Annotated in this window: 27 protein-coding genes; 11 read left to right on the forward strand and 16 right to left on the reverse strand. The window is 64.7% G+C overall.

All coding sequences use genetic code 11. From position 1 onward, the window contains the following. Window positions 1–83: 83 nt before the first annotated feature. Window positions 84–1,091, forward strand: a complete 1,008-nt coding sequence (locus ACIPUD_RS11385) for an alpha/beta fold hydrolase (protein WP_446480681.1) — start codon at window positions 84–86, stop codon at window positions 1,089–1,091. 203 nt (window positions 1,092–1,294) lie between these two features. Next, window positions 1,295–1,546, forward strand: a complete 252-nt coding sequence (locus ACIPUD_RS11390; protein ID WP_007603074.1) for a GCG_CRPN prefix-to-repeats domain-containing protein — start codon at window positions 1,295–1,297, stop codon at window positions 1,544–1,546. Window positions 1,547–1,692: 146 nt separating this feature from the next. Here ACIPUD_RS11390 and ACIPUD_RS11395 read toward each other — a convergent pair whose 3' ends face one another. Both ACIPUD_RS11395 and ACIPUD_RS11400 read right to left on the reverse strand, forming a co-directional pair. Further along, complete coding sequence (locus ACIPUD_RS11395; RefSeq protein ID WP_018456486.1) at window positions 1,693–1,971, reverse strand: twin-arginine translocation signal domain-containing protein; 279 nt, start codon at window positions 1,969–1,971, stop codon at window positions 1,693–1,695. Window positions 1,972–2,099: 128 nt separating this feature from the next. Beyond that, window positions 2,100–2,414 (reverse strand): hypothetical protein, encoded by a 315-nt coding sequence (locus ACIPUD_RS11400; protein ID WP_018456485.1) that lies wholly within the window; start codon window positions 2,412–2,414, stop codon window positions 2,100–2,102. A 129-nt stretch (window positions 2,415–2,543) separates the two neighbouring features. Here ACIPUD_RS11400 and ACIPUD_RS11405 point away from each other — a divergent pair, with 129 nt between their 5' ends. After that, the gene (locus ACIPUD_RS11405) at window positions 2,544–3,191 is read left to right on the forward strand and encodes a glutathione S-transferase family protein (protein WP_446480682.1); all 648 of its coding nucleotides are present in this window, start codon (window positions 2,544–2,546) and stop codon (window positions 3,189–3,191) included. Between the two features lie 96 nt (window positions 3,192–3,287). After that, on the forward strand, window positions 3,288–3,440 hold the full coding sequence (locus ACIPUD_RS11410; RefSeq protein ID WP_018456483.1) for a hypothetical protein: 153 nt from the start codon (window positions 3,288–3,290) through the stop codon (window positions 3,438–3,440). 21 nt (window positions 3,441–3,461) lie between these two features. Here the strand turns inward: ACIPUD_RS11410 and ACIPUD_RS11415 are convergent, their stop codons facing one another. Both ACIPUD_RS11415 and ACIPUD_RS11420 read right to left on the reverse strand, forming a co-directional pair. After that, a complete protein-coding gene (locus tag ACIPUD_RS11415; RefSeq protein WP_446480683.1) occupies window positions 3,462–3,809 on the reverse strand; it encodes a hypothetical protein in 348 nt (115 codons plus the stop codon). 122 nt (window positions 3,810–3,931) lie between these two features. Further along, window positions 3,932–5,464 carry an acyl-CoA carboxylase subunit beta gene (locus ACIPUD_RS11420; protein WP_085384238.1) on the reverse strand — a complete coding sequence of 511 codons (1,533 nt, stop codon included), beginning with the start codon at window positions 5,462–5,464 and terminating at the stop codon, window positions 3,932–3,934. A gap of 149 nt (window positions 5,465–5,613) precedes the next feature. On the opposite strand from ACIPUD_RS11420, the gene ACIPUD_RS11425 reads away from it, so the two are divergent. The 3 genes from ACIPUD_RS11425 to ACIPUD_RS11435 all read left to right on the forward strand — a co-directional run bounded on the left by ACIPUD_RS11425 (window position 5,614) and on the right by ACIPUD_RS11435 (window position 7,829). Continuing rightward, window positions 5,614–6,018 (forward strand): DUF4260 domain-containing protein, encoded by a 405-nt coding sequence (locus tag ACIPUD_RS11425; RefSeq protein WP_247455495.1) that lies wholly within the window; start codon window positions 5,614–5,616, stop codon window positions 6,016–6,018. 142 nt (window positions 6,019–6,160) lie between these two features. Beyond that, window positions 6,161–6,754, forward strand: coding sequence for a hypothetical protein (locus ACIPUD_RS11430; RefSeq protein ID WP_085395583.1), 594 nt, complete (start codon window positions 6,161–6,163; stop codon window positions 6,752–6,754). Between the two features lie 79 nt (window positions 6,755–6,833). Further along, window positions 6,834–7,829 carry a dienelactone hydrolase family protein gene (locus ACIPUD_RS11435; RefSeq protein ID WP_085384237.1) on the forward strand — a complete coding sequence of 332 codons (996 nt, stop codon included), beginning with the start codon at window positions 6,834–6,836 and terminating at the stop codon, window positions 7,827–7,829. Between the two features lie 107 nt (window positions 7,830–7,936). On the opposite strand, the gene ACIPUD_RS11440 is transcribed toward ACIPUD_RS11435, so the two are convergent. The 5 genes from ACIPUD_RS11440 to ACIPUD_RS11460 form a co-directional block, all read right to left on the reverse strand. Continuing rightward, window positions 7,937–8,593: a carboxymuconolactone decarboxylase family protein gene (locus tag ACIPUD_RS11440; protein ID WP_446480684.1), complete on the reverse strand. Its 657-nt coding sequence runs from the start codon at window positions 8,591–8,593 to the stop codon at window positions 7,937–7,939. A gap of 62 nt (window positions 8,594–8,655) precedes the next feature. Next, window positions 8,656–9,474, reverse strand: a complete 819-nt coding sequence (locus ACIPUD_RS11445) for a penicillin-binding transpeptidase domain-containing protein (protein ID WP_085364670.1) — start codon at window positions 9,472–9,474, stop codon at window positions 8,656–8,658. 69 nt (window positions 9,475–9,543) lie between these two features. Continuing rightward, window positions 9,544–9,804, reverse strand: coding sequence for an EscU/YscU/HrcU family type III secretion system export apparatus switch protein (locus ACIPUD_RS11450; protein WP_085351295.1), 261 nt, complete (start codon window positions 9,802–9,804; stop codon window positions 9,544–9,546). Beyond that, window positions 9,801–11,399 (reverse strand): flagellar hook-length control protein FliK, encoded by a 1,599-nt coding sequence (fliK, locus tag ACIPUD_RS11455; protein ID WP_446480685.1) that lies wholly within the window; start codon window positions 11,397–11,399, stop codon window positions 9,801–9,803. Before fliK ends, ACIPUD_RS11450 begins: the two co-directional genes overlap by 4 nt. Window positions 11,400–11,456: 57 nt before the next feature. Continuing rightward, window positions 11,457–12,251: an ATP12 family chaperone protein gene (locus ACIPUD_RS11460; RefSeq protein WP_446480686.1), complete on the reverse strand. Its 795-nt coding sequence runs from the start codon at window positions 12,249–12,251 to the stop codon at window positions 11,457–11,459. A gap of 74 nt (window positions 12,252–12,325) precedes the next feature. Here ACIPUD_RS11460 and ACIPUD_RS11465 point away from each other — a divergent pair, with 74 nt between their 5' ends. Then, complete coding sequence (locus ACIPUD_RS11465; protein WP_085351293.1) at window positions 12,326–12,772, forward strand: hypothetical protein; 447 nt, start codon at window positions 12,326–12,328, stop codon at window positions 12,770–12,772. A gap of 50 nt (window positions 12,773–12,822) precedes the next feature. On the opposite strand, the gene ACIPUD_RS11470 is transcribed toward ACIPUD_RS11465, so the two are convergent. Genes ACIPUD_RS11470 through ACIPUD_RS11480 form a run of 3 tightly spaced genes read right to left on the reverse strand, consistent with a single transcriptional unit; the run spans window position 12,823 to window position 16,828 of the window. Continuing rightward, the gene (locus ACIPUD_RS11470; RefSeq protein WP_085351292.1) at window positions 12,823–14,037 is read right to left on the reverse strand and encodes an RluA family pseudouridine synthase; all 1,215 of its coding nucleotides are present in this window, start codon (window positions 14,035–14,037) and stop codon (window positions 12,823–12,825) included. Window positions 14,038–14,093: 56 nt separating this feature from the next. Further along, a complete protein-coding gene (locus ACIPUD_RS11475; protein WP_446480687.1) occupies window positions 14,094–15,425 on the reverse strand; it encodes a replication-associated recombination protein A in 1,332 nt (443 codons plus the stop codon). After that, window positions 15,422–16,828 carry a DegQ family serine endoprotease gene (locus ACIPUD_RS11480; RefSeq protein WP_204511508.1) on the reverse strand — a complete coding sequence of 469 codons (1,407 nt, stop codon included), beginning with the start codon at window positions 16,826–16,828 and terminating at the stop codon, window positions 15,422–15,424. The genes ACIPUD_RS11475 and ACIPUD_RS11480 overlap by 4 nt, the downstream gene beginning before the upstream one ends. A 309-nt stretch (window positions 16,829–17,137) precedes the next feature. On the opposite strand from ACIPUD_RS11480, the gene ACIPUD_RS11485 reads away from it, so the two are divergent. The 3 genes from ACIPUD_RS11485 to ACIPUD_RS11495 all read left to right on the forward strand — a co-directional run bounded on the left by ACIPUD_RS11485 (window position 17,138) and on the right by ACIPUD_RS11495 (window position 20,925). Next, window positions 17,138–18,751 (forward strand): OprO/OprP family phosphate-selective porin, encoded by a 1,614-nt coding sequence (locus ACIPUD_RS11485; protein WP_446480688.1) that lies wholly within the window; start codon window positions 17,138–17,140, stop codon window positions 18,749–18,751. Between the two features lie 81 nt (window positions 18,752–18,832). Then, window positions 18,833–19,846, forward strand: coding sequence for a zinc-binding alcohol dehydrogenase family protein (locus ACIPUD_RS11490; protein ID WP_446480689.1), 1,014 nt, complete (start codon window positions 18,833–18,835; stop codon window positions 19,844–19,846). A gap of 104 nt (window positions 19,847–19,950) precedes the next feature. Further along, window positions 19,951–20,925 carry a Bug family tripartite tricarboxylate transporter substrate binding protein gene (locus tag ACIPUD_RS11495; RefSeq protein ID WP_446480690.1) on the forward strand — a complete coding sequence of 325 codons (975 nt, stop codon included), beginning with the start codon at window positions 19,951–19,953 and terminating at the stop codon, window positions 20,923–20,925. Between the two features lie 118 nt (window positions 20,926–21,043). Here ACIPUD_RS11495 and ACIPUD_RS11500 read toward each other — a convergent pair whose 3' ends face one another. The 4 genes from ACIPUD_RS11500 to ACIPUD_RS11515 form a co-directional block, all read right to left on the reverse strand. Then, a complete protein-coding gene (locus ACIPUD_RS11500) occupies window positions 21,044–21,340 on the reverse strand; it encodes a DUF1330 domain-containing protein (protein ID WP_446480691.1) in 297 nt (98 codons plus the stop codon). A gap of 9 nt (window positions 21,341–21,349) precedes the next feature. Then, window positions 21,350–22,138, reverse strand: coding sequence for an SDR family NAD(P)-dependent oxidoreductase (locus ACIPUD_RS11505; RefSeq protein WP_446480692.1), 789 nt, complete (start codon window positions 22,136–22,138; stop codon window positions 21,350–21,352). A 159-nt stretch (window positions 22,139–22,297) separates the two neighbouring features. Beyond that, window positions 22,298–22,714, reverse strand: coding sequence for a 50S ribosomal protein L17 (rplQ, locus tag ACIPUD_RS11510; RefSeq protein ID WP_018456461.1), 417 nt, complete (start codon window positions 22,712–22,714; stop codon window positions 22,298–22,300). A 120-nt stretch (window positions 22,715–22,834) separates the two neighbouring features. Beyond that, window positions 22,835–23,866 (reverse strand): DNA-directed RNA polymerase subunit alpha, encoded by a 1,032-nt coding sequence (locus ACIPUD_RS11515; RefSeq protein ID WP_007603046.1) that lies wholly within the window; start codon window positions 23,864–23,866, stop codon window positions 22,835–22,837. Window positions 23,867–23,977: the final 111 nt, after the last annotated feature.

Here is a 23,977-nt window from a genome sequence, read left to right on the forward strand (position 1 = left end):
AAGCGGCTTCGGCCGCGCAGGCGGGCCAAGCCCGGCATGACGGAGAATGTGTCTCCTAGCGCCAACATGACTCAGAGCCTTCAATGATCCGCCTCCTCCCGGCCGTGCTTTGCACGGCTCTTCTCGCCGCTCCTCTTACATCCCACGCCGCCGACACCGCCCCGCGCGAACCCTACGGCATCGCGCTCGAAGGCTTTGCCTATCCCTATCCCGTACACCTGCTGCCTCTGACCAATGACGGCGAGCAGCTCAGCATGGCCTACATGGACGTGCCGCCTGCGCAGCCGAACGGCCGCACCGTCGTGCTGCTGCACGGGCGCAACTTCCCGTCGAGCTACTGGGCACCTGTTATCAAGATGCTGAGCGAGGCCGGCTTCCGCGTCGTGGTGCCGGACCAGATCGGCTTCGGCAAATCTTCCAAGCCGATCGGCGAATTGCATTTCGACAATCTGGCGCGCAACACCATCGCGCTGCTCGATTATCTGAAGATCGACAAGGCCGAGATCGTCGCCCATTCGCTCGGCGGCATGCTGGGCGTCCGCATCGCCCGCGCCTTTCCCGATCGCGTCGCCCACCTTGTTCTGACGGCCCCGATCGGACTGGAAGATTACCGCCTCTATGTGCCGCCGACGCCGACCGAGAAGATCATCGAGACCGAGCACAAGCTCACGGCTGAAGGCTATCGCAAGCAGCTTCAGACCAATTATGCCATCAAGCTGCCGGCTGAGGCGATCACGCCGTTCATCGACGCCCGCTTCAACATCAAGGGCAGCCCGGATTATCCGCGCTGGCTGCGTGCCTTCGTCAGTTCCGGCCAGATGATCTATCGCGAGCCGGTGGCGCACGAGATCGCACTGATCACCGAGCCGACGCTATTCATCATGGGCGCCGACGACCACAACGCGCCGGGCCGACTGAGCGCACCGGAGGCGCTGCGCGCGAAAATGGGAGAGAACGCCGAGCTGGCGAAGGCACTCGCGGCGAAGATGCCGAATGCGCGGGCCGAGGTGATCCCGGACACCGGCCATCTCGTCTTCCTCGAGGCGCCTGAGAAGTACAGGGAGCTAGTCCTGGGCTTTCTCGGCCGCTAGCGTCATTGCTGCCGTCCGGATCCGCGTGCTGGGAATGTTCATGCCGCATTCAGGTCATGATTGGCAGATTTGGCTGGCGTCGTGTCGGCATGTTGCGATTTTAACGTGTCGAATCGTGTCTTTTGATTCATGGTGCGCCGAAAAGCGCCAAGCCCTCCTACCTGCCCCCAAAACCTACACCCAAGGACGAGAAGGAAGATCAAATGAAATACCTGTTTGCCGCCGTGATGCTCGCCAGCGCGGTCGTTGGTTTCAGCGAGGCGGCCAGCGCCGCCGGCGGTTGCGGCCCCGGCTGGTATCGCGGCGCCTATGGCGGCTGCCGCCCGATGCGCGGTCCGGTCGTTGTCCGCCCGGGTCCGATCGTGGTTGCGCCAGCCCCTGTCGTGGTCGTGCCGCGCGCCCGCGTGTGCCCCTACGGCTTCCGCTGGTACGCCGGCCGCTGCCGCCCGTTCTGATCTCGTTTTTTTCGCATTGCGAAATGGCCGCGCGGCGAAAGCCTGCGCGGCCATTTTCTTTTTGAGCGCCTGACGTCGCACCGGGATGTTTCGAATCAGAACGGGGACCGCGATCGCGGTCCCCGTTCAAGCCTGGTGCGCGAAGCTTACCAATGGCGGCGGTGCCATCGCCGGCGATGCCAGCCCCAGTGACGGCGGCGCCAACCCCAATGGCGATGGCGGCCGTGCCAGTGCACCTGCTCCGGCTTCAACTGCGCGGCTTCTTCGCTGCTGGTGACTGCGGGATGAGCGTCGGGATTGCCTTGCGGCATGCGGGGGTCACCGAGCGGCTGCGGCGCCAGCGGCGCAGCCTTTGCGGCGGTCGTGAACGCGGCAGCTCCGGCCGCGACACCGATTGCAAATTTTAAAAAGTTCCGGCGCTCCATGACTTCTTTCCTCTTGGATGGTCGTGCCAGTGATGCAGAGGCGAGTGTCGTGGTGACGACATGAACCGAAGCTGAATCGCGCGTTCAGCTTCGCTGCGACTCCGACGGTGACAGCCCGCCGCCGGGCGCTACTTGCCAAACTCCTGCGCCAGCACCAGCAACTCGCGCGTGCGCGTCACGTCGGGCCAATCGCGGTTGAAATCGGCCACCAGTTGCGTCAGCGCTTCGCCCTTCAGCATGGCGTGCAGCGCAGCCTCGCTCGCGAACTGATACATCGCCTGATGCAGTGAGGGATCGTCGAGGCTCCAGAACCGCCAGGCCTTGCTCACGCCGAAGGCCTTCATCGCGTCGGGCAGATGTTCGGTCTCGTACCACCTGTCGAAGGCGGCGCGCTTGCCGGCATCGGTGACGACGGCGCGGACGACGAAGAAGGCTGACGGCATCGGATTTTCCTCCTGTTGTTTGGGGTGAGACTAGCCGATGACGTCGGCGACGACAAAAAAGGACGGCACCGGTGTCGGAACGCGCATCTCTCACCCGTCCTATGCCTGAACAGCAGACGGAGACACCACATGCCCGACCTCACGCTCACCACCTTCGACTGGGTTCCCCCGCCCCCGCGCGGTTTCGTGCGCGACCTTCGGGTGCGCTGGGCGCTCGAAGAGGCCGCATTGCCCTATCGCGTCGCGAGCGCGCCGTTCGACGGGCGCGGCGCCGAGCATCTTGCGCACCAGCCGTTCGGGCAGGTGCCGTGGCTGACCGACGGCGATCTCTCGATCTTCGAGAGCGGCGCGATCCTGCTGCATCTCGGCGGCCTCAGCGCGAAGCTGATTCCATCACATCCGCGCGGCCGCAACCAAGCCACGGAATGGCTGTTCGCCGCGCTCAATTCGGTGGAGATGGCGAGCCTGCCCTGGACGATGTCGAAGTTCATGGGTCATCCGAGCGGTACGGCCGCGTGGAAATTTGTCGACGACTTCCTAAAACTCCGCCTCAAGCACATGGAGGCGGTGCTGGCCAACCGCGAATGGCTGGCAGGCACGTTCTCCGTCGCCGACATCCTGATGTCAGACGTGCTGCGCATCGTCGATCAGTTCGATGGGCTCGCGGACAGTCCCGCCTGCCGCGCCTACGTCGCGCGCGCCACCGCCCGCCCGGCCTTCGCCAAGGCCCACGCCGACCAGATGGCGCATTTCGCTGCGGCGGACGCGACCCGCTGACGCGGCGCCCGCGTCAGATGTGACGTGCCTCACATAATGAATCCGGCGATGGCCGTAGGGTCACGGCCATCAAATCATCCCTGCGGAAGGTGACACATGGCCCGCATCGCATATCTCAGAGACCAGCTTGCCCGCGCTGAAAGACTGGCAAAGGCGATCCTCGACCGGCAAACCGCGGAGCAGCTTCAGGCGTTCGCAGCCGAATGCCGCGAGGAGCTGCAGGTGCTGTCGCGCAGGGCTGCGGCGTAACATTGGCCTGCGAGCGCCGCGTCACACCAGCTTCATCGGCGCATCGGCGACCACGCGAAGGTCAATGCGGCTGATCAGTTGAGACCGAAGCGCCTCCGCATCCCCGATCGCGCTCTCCGTCTGCCGCAGCGTGCTGATGTTCGAACCGAGCGAGACGATCCCGCCGAGCACCAGAGCGATCGATCCGAGCGCGGCGGTCTGGCCCATTCCGAGCAAGCCGAGGATCGTGATCAGCAACAGCGCAGCACCGCCGCCGATCGCGAGCTTGGATGCCAGGATGTACTTCCGACATCGCTCGGCGATCTCGGCCAAAGCCTCGATCCGCGCTTCGATGTCTGAAATCTCGTCGGTCGGATCGTCTTCGGTCATTGGATTTGGCTCGAGGATGCCAACTCAGACAGAAACAGAATCGGTAGCCCGCATGAGCAAAGCGACATGCGGGAAGCTTGACGAAGAACCGATGTCGCTTCACTCATCCGGGCTACGAGGCGTCACAACGGCAAATTGTCGTGCTTCTTCGCCGGCGTTTCCACCTTCTTGTCCTTCAGCATCGACAGCGCCCGCGCGATCCGCTTGCGGGTCGAGTGCGGCATGATGACGTCGTCGATGTAGCCGCGCTCGGCGGCGATGAAGGGGGAGAGGAAGCGGTCTTCGTATTCCTTGGTTCTTGCGGCGATCTTGTCGGGGTCGCCGATGTCGGCGCGGAAGATGATCTCGACCGCGCCCTTGGCACCCATCACCGCGATCTGGGCGGTCGGCCAGGCGTAGTTCATGTCGGCGCCGATCTCCTTGGAGGCCATGACATCGAAGGCGCCGCCATAGGCCTTGCGGGTGATGATGGTGACCAGCGGCACGGTGCACTGCGAGTACGCAAACAGCAGTTTGGCGCCGTGCTTGATCAGGCCGCCATATTCCTGCGCGGTACCCGGCAGGAAGCCCGGCACGTCGACGAAGGTGACGATCGGGATGTTGAAGGCATCGCAGAAACGCACGAAGCGCGCCGCCTTGCGCGAAGCGTCGGAGTCGAGCACGCCGGCGAGCACCATGGGCTGGTTGGCGACGAAGCCCACCGTGCGGCCCGCGATGCGGCCGAAGCCGGTGACGATGTTCTTGGCGAAAGCATCCGCGATCTCGAAGAAGTCGCCCTCGTCCACGACCTTCAGGATCAGCTCCTTCATGTCGTAGGGCTTGTTCGGATTGTCGGGGATCAGAGTGTCGAGCGACATGTCGACGCGGCCGATGTCGTCGAAGCTCGGCCATTCCGGCACGCCGTCGGTGTTGTTGGACGGCAGGAAGTCGATCAGGCGCCGCATCTGCAAGAGCGTCTCGACGTCGTTCTCGAAGGCGCCGTCGGCGATCGAGGAGCGCGTGGCGTGCACCGAGGCACCGCCGAGCTCTTCCGCCGTGACGACCTCGTTGGTGACGGTCTTCACCACGTCGGGGCCGGTGACGAACATGTAGCTGGTGTTCTTCACCATGAAGATGAAGTCGGTCATCGCCGGCGAATAGACGTCGCCGCCAGCGCAGGGACCCATGATGACAGAGATCTGCGGGATCACGCCGGAGGCGAGCACGTTGCGGCGGAACACGTAGGAATAGCCGGCGAGCGCGGCGACACCCTCCTGGATGCGGGCGCCGCCAGCGTCATACAGGCCGATGATGGGCGCACGCGCCTTCATCGCCATGTCCTGGAGCTTTGTGATTTTCAGCGCGTGCGTTTCCGACAGCGAGCCGCCGAACACCGTGAAATCCTTGGCGAAGACAAACGTCTTGCGGCCGTTGACGGTGCCCCAGCCGGTGACGACGCCGTCGCCGGGCACCTTGCTCTTCTCCATGCCGAACTCGGTGGAGCGGTGCTCGACGAACATGTCGAATTCCTCGAACGATCCCTTGTCGAGCAAGAGCTCGATGCGCTCACGTGCGGTCAGCTTGCCGCGGGCGTGCTGCGCCTCGATGCGCTTCTCGCCGCCGCCGAGCTTTGCGCCGGCGCGACGGTCTTCAAGGGCGTCCAGGATATTCTTCATTTGCTCCCGCCAGTTCTTAGCCTAAATGCGATTGCCGGGGGTTCTAACACGGCATTTTGCGGGCCGGGAAGCGGCTTTCGGTCTCGCAGGGCTGCCTTGCCGCAGCGGGAAAGCGCAAGGAATTTCAAAGTTTTGCCTGGGAGACGAGCATGACCGAAGGAGCGGCGGAGACCGGCGCGGCGACGGGCGGCGTCAACATCCTGCTGCGGCTGGAGGGCCTGACGCTATTTGTGGGGATGGTGATGCTCTACTGGACCTGGGACGGCTCTTGGGCAGTCTTTGCCCTGCTCTTCCTTGTCCCCGATCTGAGCTTCCTCGCCTATCTTGCCGACGCCAAACTCGGCGCGATGGTCTACAACGCCGCCCACAGCTACATGGCGCCGGTCGCGCTGCTGACGCTCGGATTCGGCCTCGCCTCGCCACTCACCCTGTCCATCGCCTTGATCTGGCTCGCCCATATCGGCATCGATCGGGCACTGGGCTGCGGCCTGAAATATTCGGCCGGGTTCGGCTTCACCCATCTCGGCCGGATCGGCCGGCAGAAGGATACGTGACGCAGTTGCAAATCTGGCCCTGGCCCGGTTGACCGGGCGCGGCGATTCAGGCTTGCTCCAGGCTTGCGATCAGGCGCCGAATGTTGCGTGAGCTCAGTCGGTACGGCGGCGGTCATCATTTCCGGCTGCAAGCATCACCCCCATGTCCGCGACGGTCGTTCCCCTGCCGCCGAACCCATCGTCCGAAACCACCGACTTCCTGCGGCGCATGGCCAGCATGGTGTCGGGGCGGAACGGCGAAATGCTGCTGCGCGCCGCCGCGCTGATCGAGTCGCTGGCGCAACGGGCGATGTCGGCGGAACGCCTCTATCACCGGGAGCACGAAGAGAACACGCGCAACAGCGAGCTGCGCGAGGCCGGTGAGATGGCGTCCGACGCCATGGTCAAGCAAATCGACGGGCTGCGCAGCCAGCTTGCCGAAATCACCGCGGCCGCGGCGGCCGAGCGCGCGGCATTCGACGCCGAGCGCGGCAAGCTGCTCGGCCTGATGCAGCACGCCGAGAGCCATATCGGCCAGCTCACACGCGAGCTGGAGACGCTGCACGCCTCGATCGACAATTTCAACGAGACCGTCATCTCCGTGCCAATCGAGGTGCTGCGGCTGGCGCGCACCCAGTTCGATGTCCTCTCTGCCGGCTTTGCCCGCAAGGGCGACGTGATCTCGCAGGCGATGAGCGAGATTGGCGGTTTTGCGATCGACCAGGCGCTGACGGTGAAGAAGCCTGACACCGCCTGAGGCGAACCGCCGGCTTGCGTCAATTTGACAGCGCGCGGGCCTGTTGTTCTACTCACTGAAAATCACGGGGGAGGATCCGATGCCGACGGCATTCCGCGTCGCCATGGCGCTCTGCATTTCAACGCTGTTCGTCGGCATGGGCGCCAACGCACAATCGCTTCCCCGGGAAGTCGCCACCCGCGCCGAGATCTACCCGATCCCCTCGCTCACCCTCTCCGACCAGCAATTCCTCAGCGGCGACGCCGCGGCCGGCAAGCCGGTGACGGTCGCCGGCGAGCTGCGCGTGGCGCAAGGCAGCGGAAAACTCCCCGTCGTGGTGCTGATGCACGGCTCGAGCGGCGTCGGCGCAACGACCGAAGCCTGGGTGCACGCGTTCAACGCCATGGGCATCTCGACTTTCGTGATCGACGGCTTTACCGGCCGCGGGCTGACGGTGGTGGGGCCGAACCAGGCCCTGCTCGGTCGGCTCAACCTCGTCATCGACATCTACCGCTCGTTGGAGATCCTTGCAAAGCATCCCCGCGTCGATCCGGATCGCATCGTGCTGATGGGCTTTTCACGCGGCGGACAGGCGACGCTTTATGCGAGCCTCGAGCGCTTCCACAAGCTCTGGAACAAGTCCGGCATCCAGTTCGCCGCCTACATTCCCTTCTACCCCGACTGTTCGACGACCTATCAGAACGACACGGACATCGCCGCGCGCCCGATCCGCATCTTCCACGGCACGCCCGACGACTACAATCCCGTCAAGAGCTGCAAGGCTTTCATCGAGCGGCTCAAGACGGCCGGCCGCGACGTGGTGCTGACCGAATACCCCGACAGCGCGCATGGTTTTGACAGTGGGCTGCTCGGCGTCAATACGGTTGCCGTGTCCACGGGTGCGCAGACCGTGCGCAACTGCCAGATCCGCGAAGGCGACGGCGGCGTGCTGATGAACGCCGATACGAAAGCGCCGTTCACCTACCAGGACGCTTGCGTCGAGCTCAATCCGCATGTCGGCGGCAATCCAACGACTGCCGCCGAGTCGCGCAAGGCCGTTGAGGAGTTTTTGCAGGCGCTGTTCAAGCTGGGTTAGGCCAGCGCGACATGTTCCGTCATTGCGAGCGCAGCGAAGCAATCCAGAATCTTTCCGCCGAGGCAGTCTGGATTGCTTCGTCGCTTCGCTCCTCGCAATGACGAAGGCTACGGCTCGCCCGGCTTGAACGGCTCCTGCTTGTCCGGCGGCACGGTCTCTTCGGCCATTGCGAGCAACATCGCGACCATCACGTAATTGCCGGCGACCGCGGTGAGGTCGACGATCTGCTGGTCGTTGAAGACCTTCTTCGCGCGCGCGAAGGTTTCGTCGCCGACCTTCTTCGTCGCGGTGAGCTCGGTGACGAAGTCGTAGACGACGGCCTCGTCCTCGGCCATGTTCGCAGGCCGCTTATTGGCCTTCAGCTCCGCGACGATGTCGGGCGACAGGCCCGCTTTCGCCGCGAGCGGCGCATGGGCGTACCACTCCACCTGCGAGCGCCATTGCCGCCCGATGATCAGGATCGCGAACTCGTTGAGTTTTGTCGGCACCGAGGTCTCCCAGCGCAGATAGTGGAATAGGTCGAACAGGCGCTGGCCGAGCCCCGGGCTGCGGATCATCGGATTGTAGGGACCGCCGATCCCGACGCTCGAGACCTTCATGATCTGCTCGCCGAGGGGCTTCTGCTTGGCGTCGAGCTGGTCCATGGTGAGCTGAGGAAAGCGCGGCTCCCTGCTGGTGGCGGGACCGGCAAACATCGTGGCGGCGAGCCAGCCGCCTGCGGCGGCAAGCGTGAGCGACGGCAGCCAGAGTGGCGTTGAGTTCATGTTCTCCTCCCGGTTTTTCTTGACCCGGGGGACGCTAGTCGAGCGGCGCCAGCGCGGTATCGCTAGATAGCGCCGATCTCGGCAAGGCAGGCTTGCGTCAGCGGCATGCGCTCTCCGACCAGGCGCGGCTCCTTGCAGTCCATGTTGAGCGCGAACACGGTGTGCGCTTCGCCCTTCTCGGCCCAGCCCACCATCCAGCCAAGCGATGGCTCGCCGCGCTCGGCGCCAAGCAGCCCGGACTTGGCGCGAATGACGCTATCGCCGACCTTGGTCACCGGCAGGATGTCAGCGACGAGATCCTGGCTGCGTTTCGAGATCGGCAGTGCGCGGCGGCGCAGCCGGTCGATGAAATCGACCTGCTCGACCGGATCGATGCGCAAGGCGCCGGTGAGCCAGAACTGGTCGATGCCGCCGCCGATGTCGCGATTGCCATAGTCGAACAGATCGACGTACTTTTGCATGCGTTCTTGCCCGATCCGGCGCGCGATCTCCTGATAGACCGGCACCGCGCTGACGAGAATCGCGCTGCGCAGCGTGTGGTCCTTGTTCCAGGCCTCGATCGGACGCTTCACGCCGTCCCAGGGAAATACGTCCTTGTCGGGGTCAGTGACCACGCCGGTTTCGAGCGCAATCAACGAGTTCGGAATCTTGAAGGTCGAAGCCGGCAGCTTCGCCTCGCCCGAACGTTCCTTGTCGCTGGCGACGACCAGATAGTCCTCGACCTTGTAGCCGACGAACGTCCCCGCCGTGCCGAGGTCAGTGAAGCGCTTTGCGAGGCTGTCACGGATTTCATTTCGCGGTGGCGCGACGTGAGCGAATGCACGCGATGGCAGGATCGCGGTTGCGGCGAGAAGGCCGAGAGTGGAACGGCGGGTAAGCACTGGCGATGTCCGTTACGCGATGAAGATGGCCGCGACCATGCAGCCGCTAACGTGGTGAAACGATGACAGCTACCGCCTGCCCGACAGCCGCAGCACGAACACCAGCACCTCGGCGACGGCCTTGTAGAGGTCCGGCGGGATCTCCTCGCCGAGTTCGACCTTGGAGAGCGCACCGGCCAGGATCTCGTTCTCCTCGATCGGGATGTCGTTGGCCTTGGCGATCTCGACGATTTTTTCGCCGATCGTGCCCTTGCCCTTGGCGACGACGACCGGCGCGTTGCTGCCCCTCTCGTAATGCAGCGCAATCGCAAGCTTCGACGGGTCGCTCATGTAGCGCGATCCAGAAAGTGGCCGGCGCGGGCCGGTGCGGGCTGTGGCGGCGTGCCATCGCGGACCAGGATGTCGCCGGGCTTGAGCTCGGCCCTGGTCAGTGCCTGGTTGAGCTCGCCGATTCCGGCGCGAAGCTGCTGTGCCGTCGTCGGCCGCTCCGCCCACATCCGCACGAAGGTCTTGTCACCGTTGAGCGTAATCAAAGCGTGCACGGGGCCAGCCGGCTCGACATTCAGCGTGAAGCGCGCGCGCCAGGCGCGCCTGGCGGGATCGGCGGATTCATTGCCGCCGTCGCGTGAGATCTCGAACTGCGCCATTGCCGTGCCCTGCGGCGTTGCGAATGGAATCTCGAAATTCCACTGCGGCACGCTCGGATCAATCTTGTGACCGCTGGCGTCGGTGCGATCGGGGAGCGAAGCAACCTGGAGCAACGTCTGGCGCGCGAGAGCGGCATCGGTGTCATCGAGCAGGCGATGCACGGTCGCAGCGAGCGGCGTATCCGGTACGAGTGACGGCGAGGCAATGAATTGCGGCGACGGCAGCGCGCCGCGAACCGGTGGTGGCGTCGCGCGCGCGGCGGCTTCGAAAATATGTCCGTCGGGTACGGCCTTGTTCGAGCCCGGCACGTTTCCCGTCATTCGCGGCAGACCTTGCGTGATCTCTTGCAGGAGGGTCGCGGCAAGGCCTGCGGTCATGGCCCGCGGCACCGCGGCCTGCGGAGCACCGCCAGCGATGTCCGCCAACACAGAGGCTGCGATATTGACGCTGCGCGGCATTTGCGGTGATTGGGCGATCTCGGGTTCGGTTGCCGGCAATGCGGCCTGCGTCTCCGCGGCAGTGAGCTGCGGTGTGGCCACGGTACCAGCCGGAAGGGCGGCACCTTGCGCCTGTGGCGCAATCGCCTCGAGCGTCGTCAGCGTTTGGCGCAGCACCAGCAATGCCGCCTTCAGGTCTGGCATCGTGCCGGAGGACGGCGTCGCGCCCTCGGCGAGCGAGGCTTCGAGGAATAGGCCTGATTTTTGGAATGCGGATTCAATGTCGCCGCCATCGAGCCCGGTGTTGAGCGGCGTCTGCTGCGCCAGCACGCCCAGCATCGCCTGCTTCAGCCCCGCCGGAAGATCGCTACCGGTGACGACCGCGGCCAGATTGGCGAACAGCGGCGCCTGGCTGCCCTGCTTTGTGACCGCCTCGGCCGAAGCTGCGGTAACGGCGACCTGCTCCGATGGCGTCAGCACGTTGCGTCCCGCGCTCGCCGACGGAGCAATCGGCGGGCTGTCAACCAGCGAGGCCGCAGCCGGCGTCAGCGTGACCTGATCGGCGGTCGCCTCGCCTCCCCCGCCCATGACGGCGAGCCGGATGGTGCCGCCGTTCTGCGACACCGCAAGCTGGAGATTCTGGCCTGGTGCCAGCGCCACCTCGGACATCACATCCATCGACAGGTTGGCGATCGCGATCCGCACCAGATTATCGGCGAGCACGCTGACGACTCTTGCGTCGACGATGCTGCCGGCCTGCAGCACAAGATCGGGCGTCACCGCGTCAGCAACAGGGCTGGCGGCACTGACGGGAACGATCGAGCTTATCGGCGTCGGCATGGCGAGGGGCCCGGGGAGCGTAGGCCCTACCCTAAGGCCGCCCTCGTAAACCTCTCGTTAAGGACCTTTGGCCGCCGGCGGGTTCACAGCGACCAAAACCGTCACGGCGGCCTGAAAGTCCCTGAGGCGGGCGGCGCGGCGGCCGGCCGCTTCCTCGTCCACGCCCCATTTCTCGTCGTTCCAGTCCTCATCGACATAAGCCGCCGCCCAGACCTGGCCGGCATCGCGCACGCCATGGGCCAGCGCCAGCGCCAGCAGGGCCGAGCCGGTCAGGGTGGTGATCACGTGGAGGGCGGCGACCGACCAGGCATCCCCCGGCAGCGCCGCACGCGCGGCCTGGACGGCCGCCTCCGGCTGCGTCACAGGCATGACGCCTTCCGACAGGATGAAATGCGCTCCCAGCGTCTCCGCGGCCCAGAACAACACGGGGTCCCAATGCGCGGCCTCGCGGGCGACGAGCCCCTCGGGATGGCCGGCGCGATAGAACAGCAGATCGGACTGGAGATACTTTGCGAGGTCGTCGCTGACGAGATCGACGCAGTCGACGACGCCCTCGACCACGCTATTGGCGATCCGCGTCAGCGGCATCGTCAGGGGATTGATCGTCTCTTTCTGATCCGCCCACTCGGCAGCCACTGCGTCGGCTAGCACGCGCGCAGGGATGATCACCTGGCGGCCGGACGGCGTGCGGATCGCCTTGCCGTCAAGCGTGATGGCAAAGCCGCCCTCAGCCTCAGCGACCCCCACCTCCTTGTAGAAGCGCTTGCGCAGCGGCACGCGCGAGGCCTGGCGGACCAACTCCTGCGGATCAAGCGGGGATCGCCCCGCAGCTTCATCGAACAATTCGCGCATCTGGTTTTCGGCCCTGATCACTCAATGCTAGGCTTGTAAGGTAAGAGCGACGACCGATAAAGCGAGCGGCAGGTATGAGGGAACTTGCGGGCATTGTGGCTCTGGTCGCCGGGTTTTGGCCGGCCGCGGCGCAGGGCGGCTTTCGGACTCCGGAATCGGTGGTCCGCAACGTCTACGCTCATTACGGCCAGGGCGCGCCGGAGCTCTCAAAAGGCCTGCCGCAGGATGGCGCCACCGCCCGGCAATTCTTCGCCCCCTCTTTGCGCAAGGTGTGGTCCGCGCCGCGGGTCGAGCCCTACGATTTCCTGGTGCAGAGCCCGAGCTGGAAGCTCGGCCCGGTCGCGATCGCGGTCATTCGCAGGCAATACGACAAGACCTATGTCGCGGCGAATTTCGACAACCGCGGCCGGCCGGTGACTCTGAACTTCATCCTGGTCAGCGGGCCCGAGGGCTGGTTGATCACGGATGTCGAGAGCCCGCACGATAGCCTGCGGACGTTTCTAGAGCAGTTTCGGAATTGAGCGGGCTTCATTATTCGGAGCGCAGCGAAGCAACCCGATTGCAAACTCAATTACTCTTCCGGCGCGTTCTCGATCGGATCAAACCGGCTCGCATCGAGCCCGAGCAGGTTCCATGACTGCTGCATGTGCTGCGGCAGCGGCGCGGTCGCATCAATGAAGCCGCCGCGGGGATGCGGGATGACAATGCGGCGCGCCAGCAGGTGCAGCCGGTTTTGCAGGCCGCCCGGCAGTTGCCAGTTCTCGATGTTGAAATATTTGGGATCGCCGACGATGGGGTGGCCGATATGTTCCATGTGGGCGCGCAGCTGGTGGGTGCGCCCCGTCACCGGCTTCAGCGACACCCAGGTCAGCTTGTTGCCGGCGGTCTCGACCACCGCATAGTACGTGACAGCGTGGCTTGCGCCCTCGTCGCCATGCTGGGCGATGCGCATGATGGTGTCGTCCTCGCTCTCCTCCTTGGCAAGGAATGTCGAGATGCGGCCCTGCTTCGGCTTCGGTAGCCCGGGCACCAGCGCCCAATAGGTTTTTCGCGCCGAACGCGACCGGAACGCGCCGGTCAGATGCGAGGCGGCAAAGCGGGTCTTGGCGACCAGGAGACAGCCCGACGTCTCCCTGTCGATGCGGTGCACGAGGCGCGGCTTCTGGCCCTTCGAATCGCGCATCACCTCCAGCATCTGGTCGATGTGTCGGGTCATGCCCGAACCGCCCTGCACGGCAAGTCCGGCCGGCTTGTTCAGCACGAGAACGTCGTCGTCCTCGTAAATCGTCATCTCCTTCAGCGCCGCAAGTGTCTTTTGCGCTGCCTCCGACTGCGGATTGGGTGCCTTCGGCGTGTCGAGCTTCAGCGGCGGAATCCGGACGCTCTGGCCCTCCTCCAGCCGATCCTTGCTGTCGACGCGCTTGCCGTCGACGCGCAGCTCGCCTTTGCGAACGACGCGCTGAATGTGGGAGAACGACAGGCCGGGAAAGTGCGCTTCAAGGAAGCGATCGACGCGCATGTTGTTCTCGTCGGCCGTCACCTTGACGGTCTGCACCTTGGTCGGCAGCAATGCCTCGACGGGCTTTGCCGGTGCAGCCTTTTCTGGTTCAGCTTTGGGCGCGCGCCGCTCGACGCGCTCGCTCGCAAAGCGCGGCGCCTTCGCGCCCGGCTTGCCGCCCGGCCGCAGCCCAGCAGGCTTCGCGCTGCGCGCCTTGAACGGGCGCGCCTCCTTGCGCTCGTCGCGCGAACGGGGCTTTGGATCGGTTCTTTTGATGCGGCGGCTCATGGTGCCTGCCTAGCTCAAAACCGGCCTCACGTCACGGCGAAATGGCGATTTTGGCTTCAGCCACCCCGCTCCTTGCGCAACTTGGCCCAATAATCCAGCCGCTTCCTGATCTCCCGCTCGAACCCGCGATCGGGCGGGTCGTAGAAGGTCTGGCGGCCCAGGGCTTCCGGGAAATAATCCTGGCCGGAGAAGGCGTCGGGCGTGTCGTGGTCGTATTCGTAAGATGCGCCGTAGCCTTCCGACTTCATCAGCTTGGTCGGCGAGTTGAGGATATGTTTCGGCGGCAGCAGCGAGCCGGCCTGCTTTGCGACCTGCATTGCCTTGCCGAAGGCGGTGTAGACGGCGTTCGATTTTGGCGCGGTGGCGAGATAGACCACCGCCTGCGCGATCGCGAGCTCGCCCTCGGGATGACCGAGGAAGTCGAAAGCGTCCTTGGCTGCGTTGGCGATGACGAGCGCCTGCGGATCGGCAAGCCCGATATCCTCGACCGCCATGCGCACGACGCGGCGGGCCAGAAACAGCGGATCCTCGCCGGCATCGAGCATGCGCGCGAGATAATACAGCGCGGCATCGGGATCGGAGCCCCGCACTGACTTATGCAGCGCCGAGATCAAATTGTAATGGCCGTCTGCCGACTTGTCGTAGATCGGCGCGCGGCGCTGCAATATCTCCTGCAATTGCGCGGCGTCGAAAATCTCGTCCTTGCGCGCGGCGCGCCAGACTTCCTCGACGAGCGTCAGCGACGCGCGGCCGTCGCCATCGGCCATGCGCACCAGCACGGCGCGCGCTTCCTCGTCGAGCGGCAGCTTGCGGCCCTCGACCTCCTCGGCATGCGCAAACAGCTTTTCGATCGCGGCCGCGTCGAGCGAGCGAAACACCAGCACACGCGCGCGGGACAGAAGCGCCGCGTTGAGCTCGAAGGACGGATTTTCGGTGGTGGCGCCGACCATCACCACCGTGCCGTCTTCCATGACCGGCAGAAACGAATCCTGCTGGGCGCGGTTGAAGCGATGCACCTCGTCGACGAACAGCAGCGTGCCCTTGCCCATCTCGCGGCGTGCACGCGCGGCCTCAAAGGCCTTCTTCAAATCGGCAACGCCGGAGAACACCGCGGAGATCTGCTCGAAATGCAGATCGGTGGCGTCCGCGAGCAGCCGCGCCACCGTGGTCTTGCCGGTGCCGGGCGGGCCCCAGAACACCAGCGAGCCCAGCGTGCGCGTCTCCAGCATGCGCGTGAGCGCGCCGTCGGGACCCAGGATGTGATCCTGGCCGACGACCTCCGAGAGCGCGCGCGGCCGCAGCCGATCCGGCAGCGGGTGCGGAGCCTCGTGATCGAGCCCCGCCGCGGCGAAGAGAGTTGGTGTCTCCTGTGGTCGCTTCGGACTCATCCGCCCAGCGTGACGTTGATCTGCTGGCCGCCGCGCACCAGCGTGATGCGCCAGATGCGCTGGCGCTCGGCCGCCGCCTTTTCGAGATCGCTGGTCTTGCTGATCTTTTGGTTGTTGACCGCCAGGATGACGTCGCCCTTCTGGAAGCCGACATTCGCGGCCGCACTGTCGCCGCCGAGATCGGTGACCACCACGCCTTCGGTATCGGCGTCCAGATGCAGCTCGTCGGCGAGCGCCGGGGTGATGGTCGAGACCTTCGCGCCCTGAAGAGGCGAGCGCGCGGTGATGACGAGCTCGTTGCGGCCGGCATCGGGCGCGGCGTCCAGCGCCACCGTCAGCTTGACCGGCTTGCCGCCGCGCTGCACGTCGATCTGCGCGGTGCCGCCGAGCGGCCGTGTGGCGAAGCGATAGTCGAAAGCGTTGGGATCATCCACGGTCTGGCCGTCGATCGAGACGATCAGGTCGGAGGATTTCAGCCCGGCCTTGGCCGCCGGCCCGTTCGGGACAACGCTTGCGACCAGCGCACCGGTGGGCGAACGCAGGCCGAGACTCTCGGCGATCTCCGGCGTCACCGCCTGCAGCTTCGCCCCGAGCCAGGGCCGCTTCACCGCCTTGCCGCCACCCTTGGCGGAGGCGACGACGACGCGCACCATGTTGGCGGGGATCGCGAAGCCGATGCCCTGCGAGCCGCCGGAGCGCGAATAGATCGCGGTGTTGATGCCCGCGAGCCTGCCGTTCATGTCGACCAACGCGCCGCCGGAATTGCCAGGATTGATCGCCGCGTCGGTCTGGATGAAGAACTGGTAGTCGGTGATACCGACCTGCGTGCGCGCCAAGGCCGAGATGATGCCGTGAGTCACGGTCTGGCCGACGCCGAAGGGATTGCCGATCGCCATCACGACGTCGCCTACCATCAGCTCGTCCGAATTGGTAAATTCGAGAGCCGGAAACTTCTCCTTGGTGTCCTTCAGACGCAGCACCGCGAGATCGCTGCGAGAGTCCTTCAACACGATCTCGGCCTCGAACTCACGCTTGTCCGACAGCGACACCTTGACCTGGTCGGCGCCTTCGATGACGTGGACGTTGGTGACAACGAGCCCCGACGCATCGACGATCACGCCCGAACCGAGCGAGCGCTGCACCTGCTCCTGCTGCTGGCCGGGCACGCCGAAGAAGCGGCGGAAGATGGGGTCGTCGAGCAGCGGGTTGCGGTTCTGCACCACCTTGGCGGCGTAGACGTTGACAACCGCCGGCTGCACCCGCTGCACGATCGGCGCATAGGACAGCCGCAGTTCGGCTGGCGAGGACGGCACACGGCGGTCCTGCGCGGCGGCCGGATTGAAGTTGGCCGAAAAAGCTATGCACAGTGCCGTGACGACGGCGGTCCAGGTCGATCGAAACATTCCTACCTCTTGGAAAAGACGCCGGAATATAGGCGCGTTCGCCCCCCATTAGAAGGGCGCCCGGCGGCATATTCGACCCCTTTGGCGTGTCCGGCCTGCAAGCTGTGCGTGCGAAATAGCAATTTGCCGGGGCTGTGGATTGGCATGATGTGCGTCATCTTGCATGGTGGTGCAAGGCGGATTCGGTTGCGGCGAATTTACACCAGTGGGAACCGTGCAACCCGGCGCAGCGTCGCGGGGCAGTCATCGATCACACCTAGGCTCTCCGCCAACGACTTGGGGAAGTTCGTCAAACGATGGAGTCATGACGTGAGCAGGACAAGAATTGCAGCCACGGCGATTGGTCTCGCCGCCGCACTGGCAGCCTCGCAGGCCCAGGCCCAATCGGCGAGCAGCAGCGACCAGGAGATCGCGCTCCTGAAGCAGCAGTTGAAGATGCTGGAGCAGAAGCTCGACAAGCTCCAGAGCCAGACCGCCGCGAATACCGCGGCCACGGCGAAGGCCAGGCTTGAGGCGAAGGCGGCGGCGAAGGCCGAAGCGCGTTCCGAAGCGAAGACCGCCGTCGCCAACGCCAACGCGGCGATCCCGCTCAAGGGACCGGCGCCTGCATCCGGCGTCGTCGTGACAATGCCGAACAACCGGCCGACCATCTGCACTGCAGATGGAGCAAACTGCGTCGGAATCACAGGCCGCGTGCATTGGGATGTCGGCGGCTACGACTATCGGCCCAACACGGCGGCAACCGTGCCGCAAAAGCTCGACAGCGGCGAGAACGTCCGCCGCGCGCGCATCGGTCTCGCCGGCAAGTTCTTCAACGACTGGAATTTCGCCCTGGTCTACGACTTCGGCGGCTCCTCCGACGGTTTTGGCGGCGCAGCTCCGGGTTCGCTGCCCGGCGGCGGCGTCTCCGGCATCGAGAACGCCTATCTCAGCTATACCGGCCTGAAACCGTTCGGCGGCAAGATGGCCATCGAAGGCGGCATCATGGACCTGCCCTACACCCTCGATGAGGCCACGAGCTCCAACGACATCATGTTCATGGAACGCGCCTCGGCGGGGATCGTCGCCACGAGCATCGCTGCGGGCGACTTCCGTTCGGCGGTCGGCACGCGCTGGTACAACGACGTGCTCTGGGCTGGCGCCTATGTCACCGGTCCCGCCACCGGTGCGATCCACTCAGCGTCGAGCGTTGCGCCGAACGGCACCACGGAACAATACGGCGCGGTCGCGCGTGTCGCCGGCCAAGTCGTCAGCGGCAAAGACTACTCGGTCCATCTCGGCGGCAATGCCGAATGGCTGATCCAGCCGACGCGCAATCTGGTGACGGGTGCACAGACGGTGACGCTGAGCGATCGTCCGGAACTGCGCATCGATCCCACGGCGCTGGCTACGACCGGCGCAATCGCCAATGCCTCCGGCGCGCAGGTCTACAGCGTCGAAGCGGCCGCCACCTATGGACCGCTGATCCTGCAAGGCGAGTATTTCTGGTACAACATCGATCGCAGCGCCAATACCGGCCTGCCGCCGCTGGGTGCGCCAAGCCTCAAATTCCAGGGCGGCTATGCGCAAGCCGGCTACGTGCTGACGGGCGAGGGTCGCAGCTATAATGCGGCGAATGCGGCCTATGGCGGCGTCAAGCCGGCACACCCGTTCTCCCTCGAGGGCGGCGGCTGGGGCGCGTGGGAGGTCGCGGGACGCTTCTCCACGATCGACCTCAACGATCAACTCGGGACCGCAACCGGCATCGCAGGCGGCCGGCAGACCGTCTACACGGCAGCGCTGAACTGGTATGTCAACGGCAACGTCCGTTTCATGCTGGACTATCTGCATGGCATGGTATCGAGGCAGGCCACGCCGATCTCGACCGCCGATGTCGGTTCGAAGTTCGATGCGGTCGCGATGCGGACGCAGTTCGCGTTCTAGGTCTCGCTTGTCGTCCCGGGGGCGCGCGAAAACGCGAACCCGGGACCCGGCATCTGCAACACTATCTGAAGGAGACAAGCCATGAAGGCCGTCGGCTACAGGAAGTCGCTTCCGATCGAGGATCAGGACGCGCTGTTCGATTTCGAGACCGCCAAGCCCGAACCCAAGGGCCGTGATATCCGCGTGGCTGTGAAGGCGATCTCGGCCAATCCGGTCGATTACAAGGTGCGCAAGCGCGCAGCCCCGCCCGAGGGCGAGACCAAGATTCTGGGCTATGACGCGGCCGGCGTTGTCGACGCCGTCGGTCCCGACGTCACGCTGTTCAAGCCAGGCGACGAGGTATTTTACGCCGGCTCGATCCTGCGCCAGGGTACCAATTCCGAATTCCACCTGGTCGACGAGCGCATCGTCGGCAACAAGCCGAAGAGCCTGTCGTTCGCGCAAGCCGCCGCCCTTCCCCTCACCTCCATCACCGCTTGGGAGCTGTTGTTCGATCGGCTCGGTGCGGTGCCCGGCAAGAGTGTCGATCCGCGCACGCTCTTGATCACGGGCGGCGCTGGCGGCGTTGGCTCGATCCTGATCCAGCTCGCCCGCCGCCTCACCGGGCTGACGGTGCTCGCGACCGCGACGCGGCCGGAGTCGCAAAAATGGTGCCTCGGCCTCGGCGCGCATGCGGTGATCGACCACGGCCAACCGATGAAGGAGCAGATCGAGAAGCTTAAGCTGCCGCCGGTCGCGCTGGTGGCGAGCCTCACATTCACCGACCAGCACTACAAGAGCATCGCCGATTTCATGGCGCCGCAGGGCAAGTTCGGCCTGATCGACGATCCCCCGGAATTCACGGTTGCCGCGTTCAAGGGCAAGGCGATCTCGGTGCATTGGGAATCGATGTTCACGCGCTCCTCGTTCCAGACCGCCGACATGATCGCGCAGTATCATCTGCTCAACGACGTCGCCGACCTCATCGATAAGGGCGTCTTGCGTACCACGCTCGACCAGACCTTTGGCACGATCAACGCGGCCAATCTCAAGCGCGCCCATGCGTTGCTCGAGAGCGGCAAGTCGCGCGGCAAGATCGTGCTGGAGGGGTGGTAGTTTTTCAGCACCCGGCCGCTCCTAGCGGCCGGCCCGCTCTGTTACGATCCGCCGCCCGTTGTGCCGGGCGACGATTGTCGGGGATGAGCTGAATGAGCTTCTGGATGAAAACAACGATTTTTGCGGCTGCATTCACGGCTGCCGCGATTTTCGGCGGAGCAGACCTGGCTCTTGCCGACGACTATCCCGAAAGGCCGCTGCAATTGGTCGTGCCGTTTCCTCCTGGAGGCGCCTCCGACCTCGTCGCGCGCATCATCGCCGGCGAACTCGAGGCCCGCCTGGGCAAGCCCGTCATCGTCATGAACCGTCCGGGTGGCGGCACCACGATCGCGGGCAAGGAGGTCGCCCGCGCCGCGCCCGACGGCTACACCCTGTTCTTCAGCTCCAACTCGACCTTCACCCTGCCAGCGGCCGTCAAGGAAACCGTGCCTTACGATGCGGCCAAGGATTTCGAGCCGCTGGGGCAAGTCGGCAAGATCACCCTGGTGCTGGTCACCTACAAGGACAATCCGATCAAGGATCTGACCGCGCTTGTCGCGGAAGCCAAGGCCAATCCGGACAAGCTGTCGCTCGCGTCGTTCGGTGCCGCGACGGTGTCGCACTTCGCAGGCGAGCTGTTCAAGTCGAGTGCAGGCATCAAGATGGTGCACCTGCCGTACAAGGGCAGCGCGCCCGCGATGAACGATCTGATCGGCAAGGCACATCCAGTATCACGTCGACACCGTGATCGCGGTCAAGCCGCAGCTCGACGCCGGCACCGTGCGTGTGCTCGCGGTATTCTCGGCAAAGCGGACGCCCTACCTACCCGATGCGCCGACCCTCGCGGAGCTCGGCTATTCGGGCATCGATTTCGCGTCCTGGGAGCCGTCGTCACGCCGAAGGGACTTCCGCCGGCCGTACGGGACAAGCTGACGGCCACGTTGGAAGCCACCATCAACAACCCCACCGTGGTCGAGCGCTTCACCAAAGTCGGATTCGAGCCGGGCTTCGCGCGCTACAGTGACTGGGCCTCCGCGATCAACAAGGAGACCGCGGAGATGAAGCAGATCGCGCAGACGGCGGGAATCAAGGAAGACTAGAGCGTCTTCGAGCGAAGTGGGGCCGGTTGGCGTGAAGAAGACGCGTCAAACAAGGATCTGGAGCGTCGGTTCTGATTCAGTCAGAACCGATATATTCTAGTCCTGCTCGCGCGCTGGCCTACGACGGCAACACACCCTCGACAAACAGCAGCCGACGCTCCAACGCCGTCTGCCTCAGCTTCAGCGCCTCGGCATATTCCACCGACGCGTACCATTCCTGCGCCCGCGCCATCGATGGGAACTCAACGATGATAATGGTCTTGGGCGGCGGGCCGCCCTCCACCAATTCGGCGGCGCCGCCGCGCACGAGATAGCGGCCGCCATATTGCGCGATGGTTGCTGCGGCCAGGGTGCGATAGGCTTCCATCGCGGCTCTGTCGCGTACCTCGACCTCGGAGATCACATAGGCCGGCATCCGCAGGCCTCAGGCAATCGTATTGATGATGCCGCCCTCGGCACGCAACGCTGCGCCGTTGGTCGCGGAGGCTTCCCTCGAAGCGGCATACACCACCATGTTGGCGATCTCGTCGACGCTGGCGAAGCGCTGGAGCAGCGAGCTTGGGCGATGCTGTTTGACGAAATTGGCCGCGGCCTCATCGACCGACTGGCCGTTCTGCTTGGCAAGATCCTTCACGAACGTCTCGACGCCCTCCGACATTGTCGGGCCCGGCAGCACGGAATTGACGGTGACGCCGGTGCCGCTTGTGAGCTGCGCCAGGCCGCGCGCGACCGAGAGCTGGGCCGTCTTGCTCATGCCGTAGTGGATCATCTCGACGGGAATGTTGAGCCCGGACTCCGAGGAGATGAAGACGATGCGGCCCCAGTTGCGCTTGAGCATGCCCTTCATATACGCACGCGAGAGACGCACGCCGCTCATCACGTTGACTTCGAAAAAACGACTCCAGTCTTCGTCCGGAATGTCGAAAAAGTCCCTCGGCTCGAAGATGCCGGCATTGTTGATGAGGATGTCGACGTCTGGCAGCGCCGCGGCCAGCGCCTTGCAGCCCGCCGCGGTCGAGACGTCGGCGGCGATGCCGCGGAACTTTCCGCCCGCCCCTTCCAGCTTGCGCACGGCCGCATCGACTTTGTCCTGGCCGCGTCCGTTGATCACGACGCTCGCACCCGAGCCGGCAAGGCCCTTGGCGATGGCGTGGCCGATGCCGGCAGTCGAGCCGGTGACGAGGGCGGTCTTTCCGGACAGGTCGATGTTCATGCGTGATCTCCGTGGATGCTGGCGGAGATATTGGGCGCTGCCGGCACGATAGCAATCGGCACTCACCGACGCGTGAGGAGCGGGACGTAACCAACAGGACGGCCAATAAAAAAGCGGCGCCCGAAGGCGCCGCTTTCTGAAAACTCTCTGCCGGTCGGCTTATGCCGCCTCGGCTTCCTTTTCCTGCACCGGACCGGAATCCAGGCCCTTGGCATCGACATCACGATCGACAAACTCGATCACGGCCATCGGGGCGTTGTCGCCGTAGCGGAAGCCGGCCTTGATGATGCGGGTGTAGCCACCCTGGCGATCCTTGTAGCGGGGCGCGAGCGTGTCGAACAGCTTCCTGACCTGATCCTTGTCACGCATCTCCGAGATGGCCTGACGGCGCATGGCCAGCCCGCCCTTCTTGCCGAGGGTAATCAGCTTCTCGACGATCGGACGCAATTCCTTCGCCTTCGGCAGCGTGGTGACGATCTGCTCGTGCTTGATCAGCGCGGCGCACATGTTGGCGAACATCGCGCGGCGATGCTCGGCGGTGCGGTTGAGCTTGCGATGAACCTTGCCGTGACGCATTTATCTATTCCTTGAATTTCATTCGTCGCGACGGTTCGTCGGACCAGTTGCTCAGGTGGGCTGCCTGCGTTCGCCCGCTGAGGCGCGATGAATTCGCGCCTCAGCCTGTTGTCGCTCGGATCAGTAGTGATCCTCGAAGCGCTTGGCGAGCTCGTCGATGTTCTCCGGCGGCCAGCCCGGCACTTCCATGCCGAGGTGCAGCCCCATCTGGGCCAGCACTTCCTTGATTTCGTTCAGCGACTTGCGGCCGAAGTTGGGGGTGCGGAGCATTTCCGCTTCGCTCTTCTGCACGAGGTCGCCGATGTAGACGATGTTGTCGTTCTTCAAGCAGTTGGCCGAACGCACCGACAGCTCGAGCTCGTCCACCTTCTTGAGGAAGGCCGGGTTGAAGGCGAGGTCCGGGATGATCTCCTGGGCGACTTCCTTGCGCGGCTCTTCGAAGTTGACGAACACGTTGAGCTGATCCTGCAGGATGCGCGCCGCGTAGGCCACGGAATCATCCGGCGTCAGCGCGCCGTTGGTCTCGATCGTCATGGTCAGCTTGTCGTAGTCGAGGATCTGGCCCTCGCGGGTGTTCTCGACCTTGTAGGAGACCTTGCGGACCGGCGAGTACAGGCTGTCGACCGGGATCAGGCCGATCGGTGCGTCCTCGGGGCGGTTGCGCTCGGCGGGAACGTAGCCCTTGCCGGTTGCGACCGTGAACTCCATACGGATCTCGGCGCCCTCATCGAGCGTGCAGATCTGCAGGTCGGGATTGAGCACGACGACGTCGCCCACGGTCTGGATGTCGCCGGCGGTGACGACGCCCGGTCCGGACTTCTTGACGACCATGCGCTTGGGGCCTTCGCCCTGCATCTTGATCGAGATGTCCTTGATGTTGAGCACGATGTCGGTGACGTCCTCACGGACGCCCGCGATCGAGGAGAACTCGTGCAGCACGCCGTCGATGTGCACCGACTGCACTGCCGCGCCCTGGAGCGAGGACAGCAGGATGCGGCGTAGCGCGTTGCCGAGCGTCTGGCCGAAGCCGCGCTCGAGCGGTTCGGCGACGATGGTCGCGAAACGGGTCGGATCGCTGCCGGGCTGTACCTGCAGCTTGTTCGGCCGAATGAGTTCTTGCCAATTTTTCTGGATCGTCACTGTTTCACCCATACAGGCCAGTCAGACTGCTGTTGCAGGCACTGGCGTTGGAGAAAGGCCGCAGATCATTTCCACGGCTTTGCAAAAAATCATCGCGGGCGCCAGTGCGCCCGCAATCTGGTA

The sequence above is a fragment of the Bradyrhizobium sp. CAR08 genome (genome assembly GCF_052871955.1).

Coding starts and splice junctions, on each gene's coding strand:
- ACIPUD_RS11470 (WP_085351292.1), bottom strand. CDS start 14,037: ATGAGCCGCCGCATCAAAAGAACCGATCCAAAGCCCCGTTCGCGCGAC.
- ACIPUD_RS11505 (WP_446480692.1), bottom strand. CDS start 22,138: ATGAACATCGACCTGTCCGGAAAGACCGCCCTCGTCACCGGCTCGACT.
- ACIPUD_RS11390 (WP_007603074.1), top strand. CDS start 1,295: ATGAAATACCTGTTTGCCGCCGTGATGCTCGCCAGCGCGGTCGTTGGT.
- rplQ (WP_018456461.1), bottom strand. CDS start 22,714: ATGCGTCACGGCAAGGTTCATCGCAAGCTCAACCGCACCGCCGAGCAT.
- ACIPUD_RS11435 (WP_085384237.1), top strand. CDS start 6,834: ATGCCGACGGCATTCCGCGTCGCCATGGCGCTCTGCATTTCAACGCTG.
- ACIPUD_RS11450 (WP_085351295.1), bottom strand. CDS start 9,804: ATGAGCGACCCGTCGAAGCTTGCGATTGCGCTGCATTACGAGAGGGGC.
- ACIPUD_RS11400 (WP_018456485.1), bottom strand. CDS start 2,414: ATGCCGTCAGCCTTCTTCGTCGTCCGCGCCGTCGTCACCGATGCCGGC.
- ACIPUD_RS11440 (WP_446480684.1), bottom strand. CDS start 8,593: ATGAACTCAACGCCACTCTGGCTGCCGTCGCTCACGCTTGCCGCCGCA.
- ACIPUD_RS11495 (WP_446480690.1), top strand. CDS start 19,951: ATGAAAACAACGATTTTTGCGGCTGCATTCACGGCTGCCGCGATTTTC.
- ACIPUD_RS11425 (WP_247455495.1), top strand. CDS start 5,614: ATGACCGAAGGAGCGGCGGAGACCGGCGCGGCGACGGGCGGCGTCAAC.
- ACIPUD_RS11430 (WP_085395583.1), top strand. CDS start 6,161: ATGTCCGCGACGGTCGTTCCCCTGCCGCCGAACCCATCGTCCGAAACC.
- ACIPUD_RS11515 (WP_007603046.1), bottom strand. CDS start 23,866: ATGGGTGAAACAGTGACGATCCAGAAAAATTGGCAAGAACTCATTCGG.
- ACIPUD_RS11405 (WP_446480682.1), top strand. CDS start 2,544: ATGCCCGACCTCACGCTCACCACCTTCGACTGGGTTCCCCCGCCCCCG.
- ACIPUD_RS11410 (WP_018456483.1), top strand. CDS start 3,288: ATGGCCCGCATCGCATATCTCAGAGACCAGCTTGCCCGCGCTGAAAGA.
- ACIPUD_RS11480 (WP_204511508.1), bottom strand. CDS start 16,828: ATGTTTCGATCGACCTGGACCGCCGTCGTCACGGCACTGTGCATAGCT.
- ACIPUD_RS11385 (WP_446480681.1), top strand. CDS start 84: ATGATCCGCCTCCTCCCGGCCGTGCTTTGCACGGCTCTTCTCGCCGCT.
- fliK (WP_446480685.1), bottom strand. CDS start 11,399: ATGCCGACGCCGATAAGCTCGATCGTTCCCGTCAGTGCCGCCAGCCCT.
- ACIPUD_RS11395 (WP_018456486.1), bottom strand. CDS start 1,971: ATGGAGCGCCGGAACTTTTTAAAATTTGCAATCGGTGTCGCGGCCGGA.
- ACIPUD_RS11490 (WP_446480689.1), top strand. CDS start 18,833: ATGAAGGCCGTCGGCTACAGGAAGTCGCTTCCGATCGAGGATCAGGAC.
- ACIPUD_RS11415 (WP_446480683.1), bottom strand. CDS start 3,809: ATGACCGAAGACGATCCGACCGACGAGATTTCAGACATCGAAGCGCGG.
- ACIPUD_RS11460 (WP_446480686.1), bottom strand. CDS start 12,251: ATGCGCGAATTGTTCGATGAAGCTGCGGGGCGATCCCCGCTTGATCCG.
- ACIPUD_RS11475 (WP_446480687.1), bottom strand. CDS start 15,425: ATGAGTCCGAAGCGACCACAGGAGACACCAACTCTCTTCGCCGCGGCG.
- ACIPUD_RS11465 (WP_085351293.1), top strand. CDS start 12,326: ATGAGGGAACTTGCGGGCATTGTGGCTCTGGTCGCCGGGTTTTGGCCG.
- ACIPUD_RS11420 (WP_085384238.1), bottom strand. CDS start 5,464: ATGAAGAATATCCTGGACGCCCTTGAAGACCGTCGCGCCGGCGCAAAG.
- ACIPUD_RS11500 (WP_446480691.1), bottom strand. CDS start 21,340: ATGCCGGCCTATGTGATCTCCGAGGTCGAGGTACGCGACAGAGCCGCG.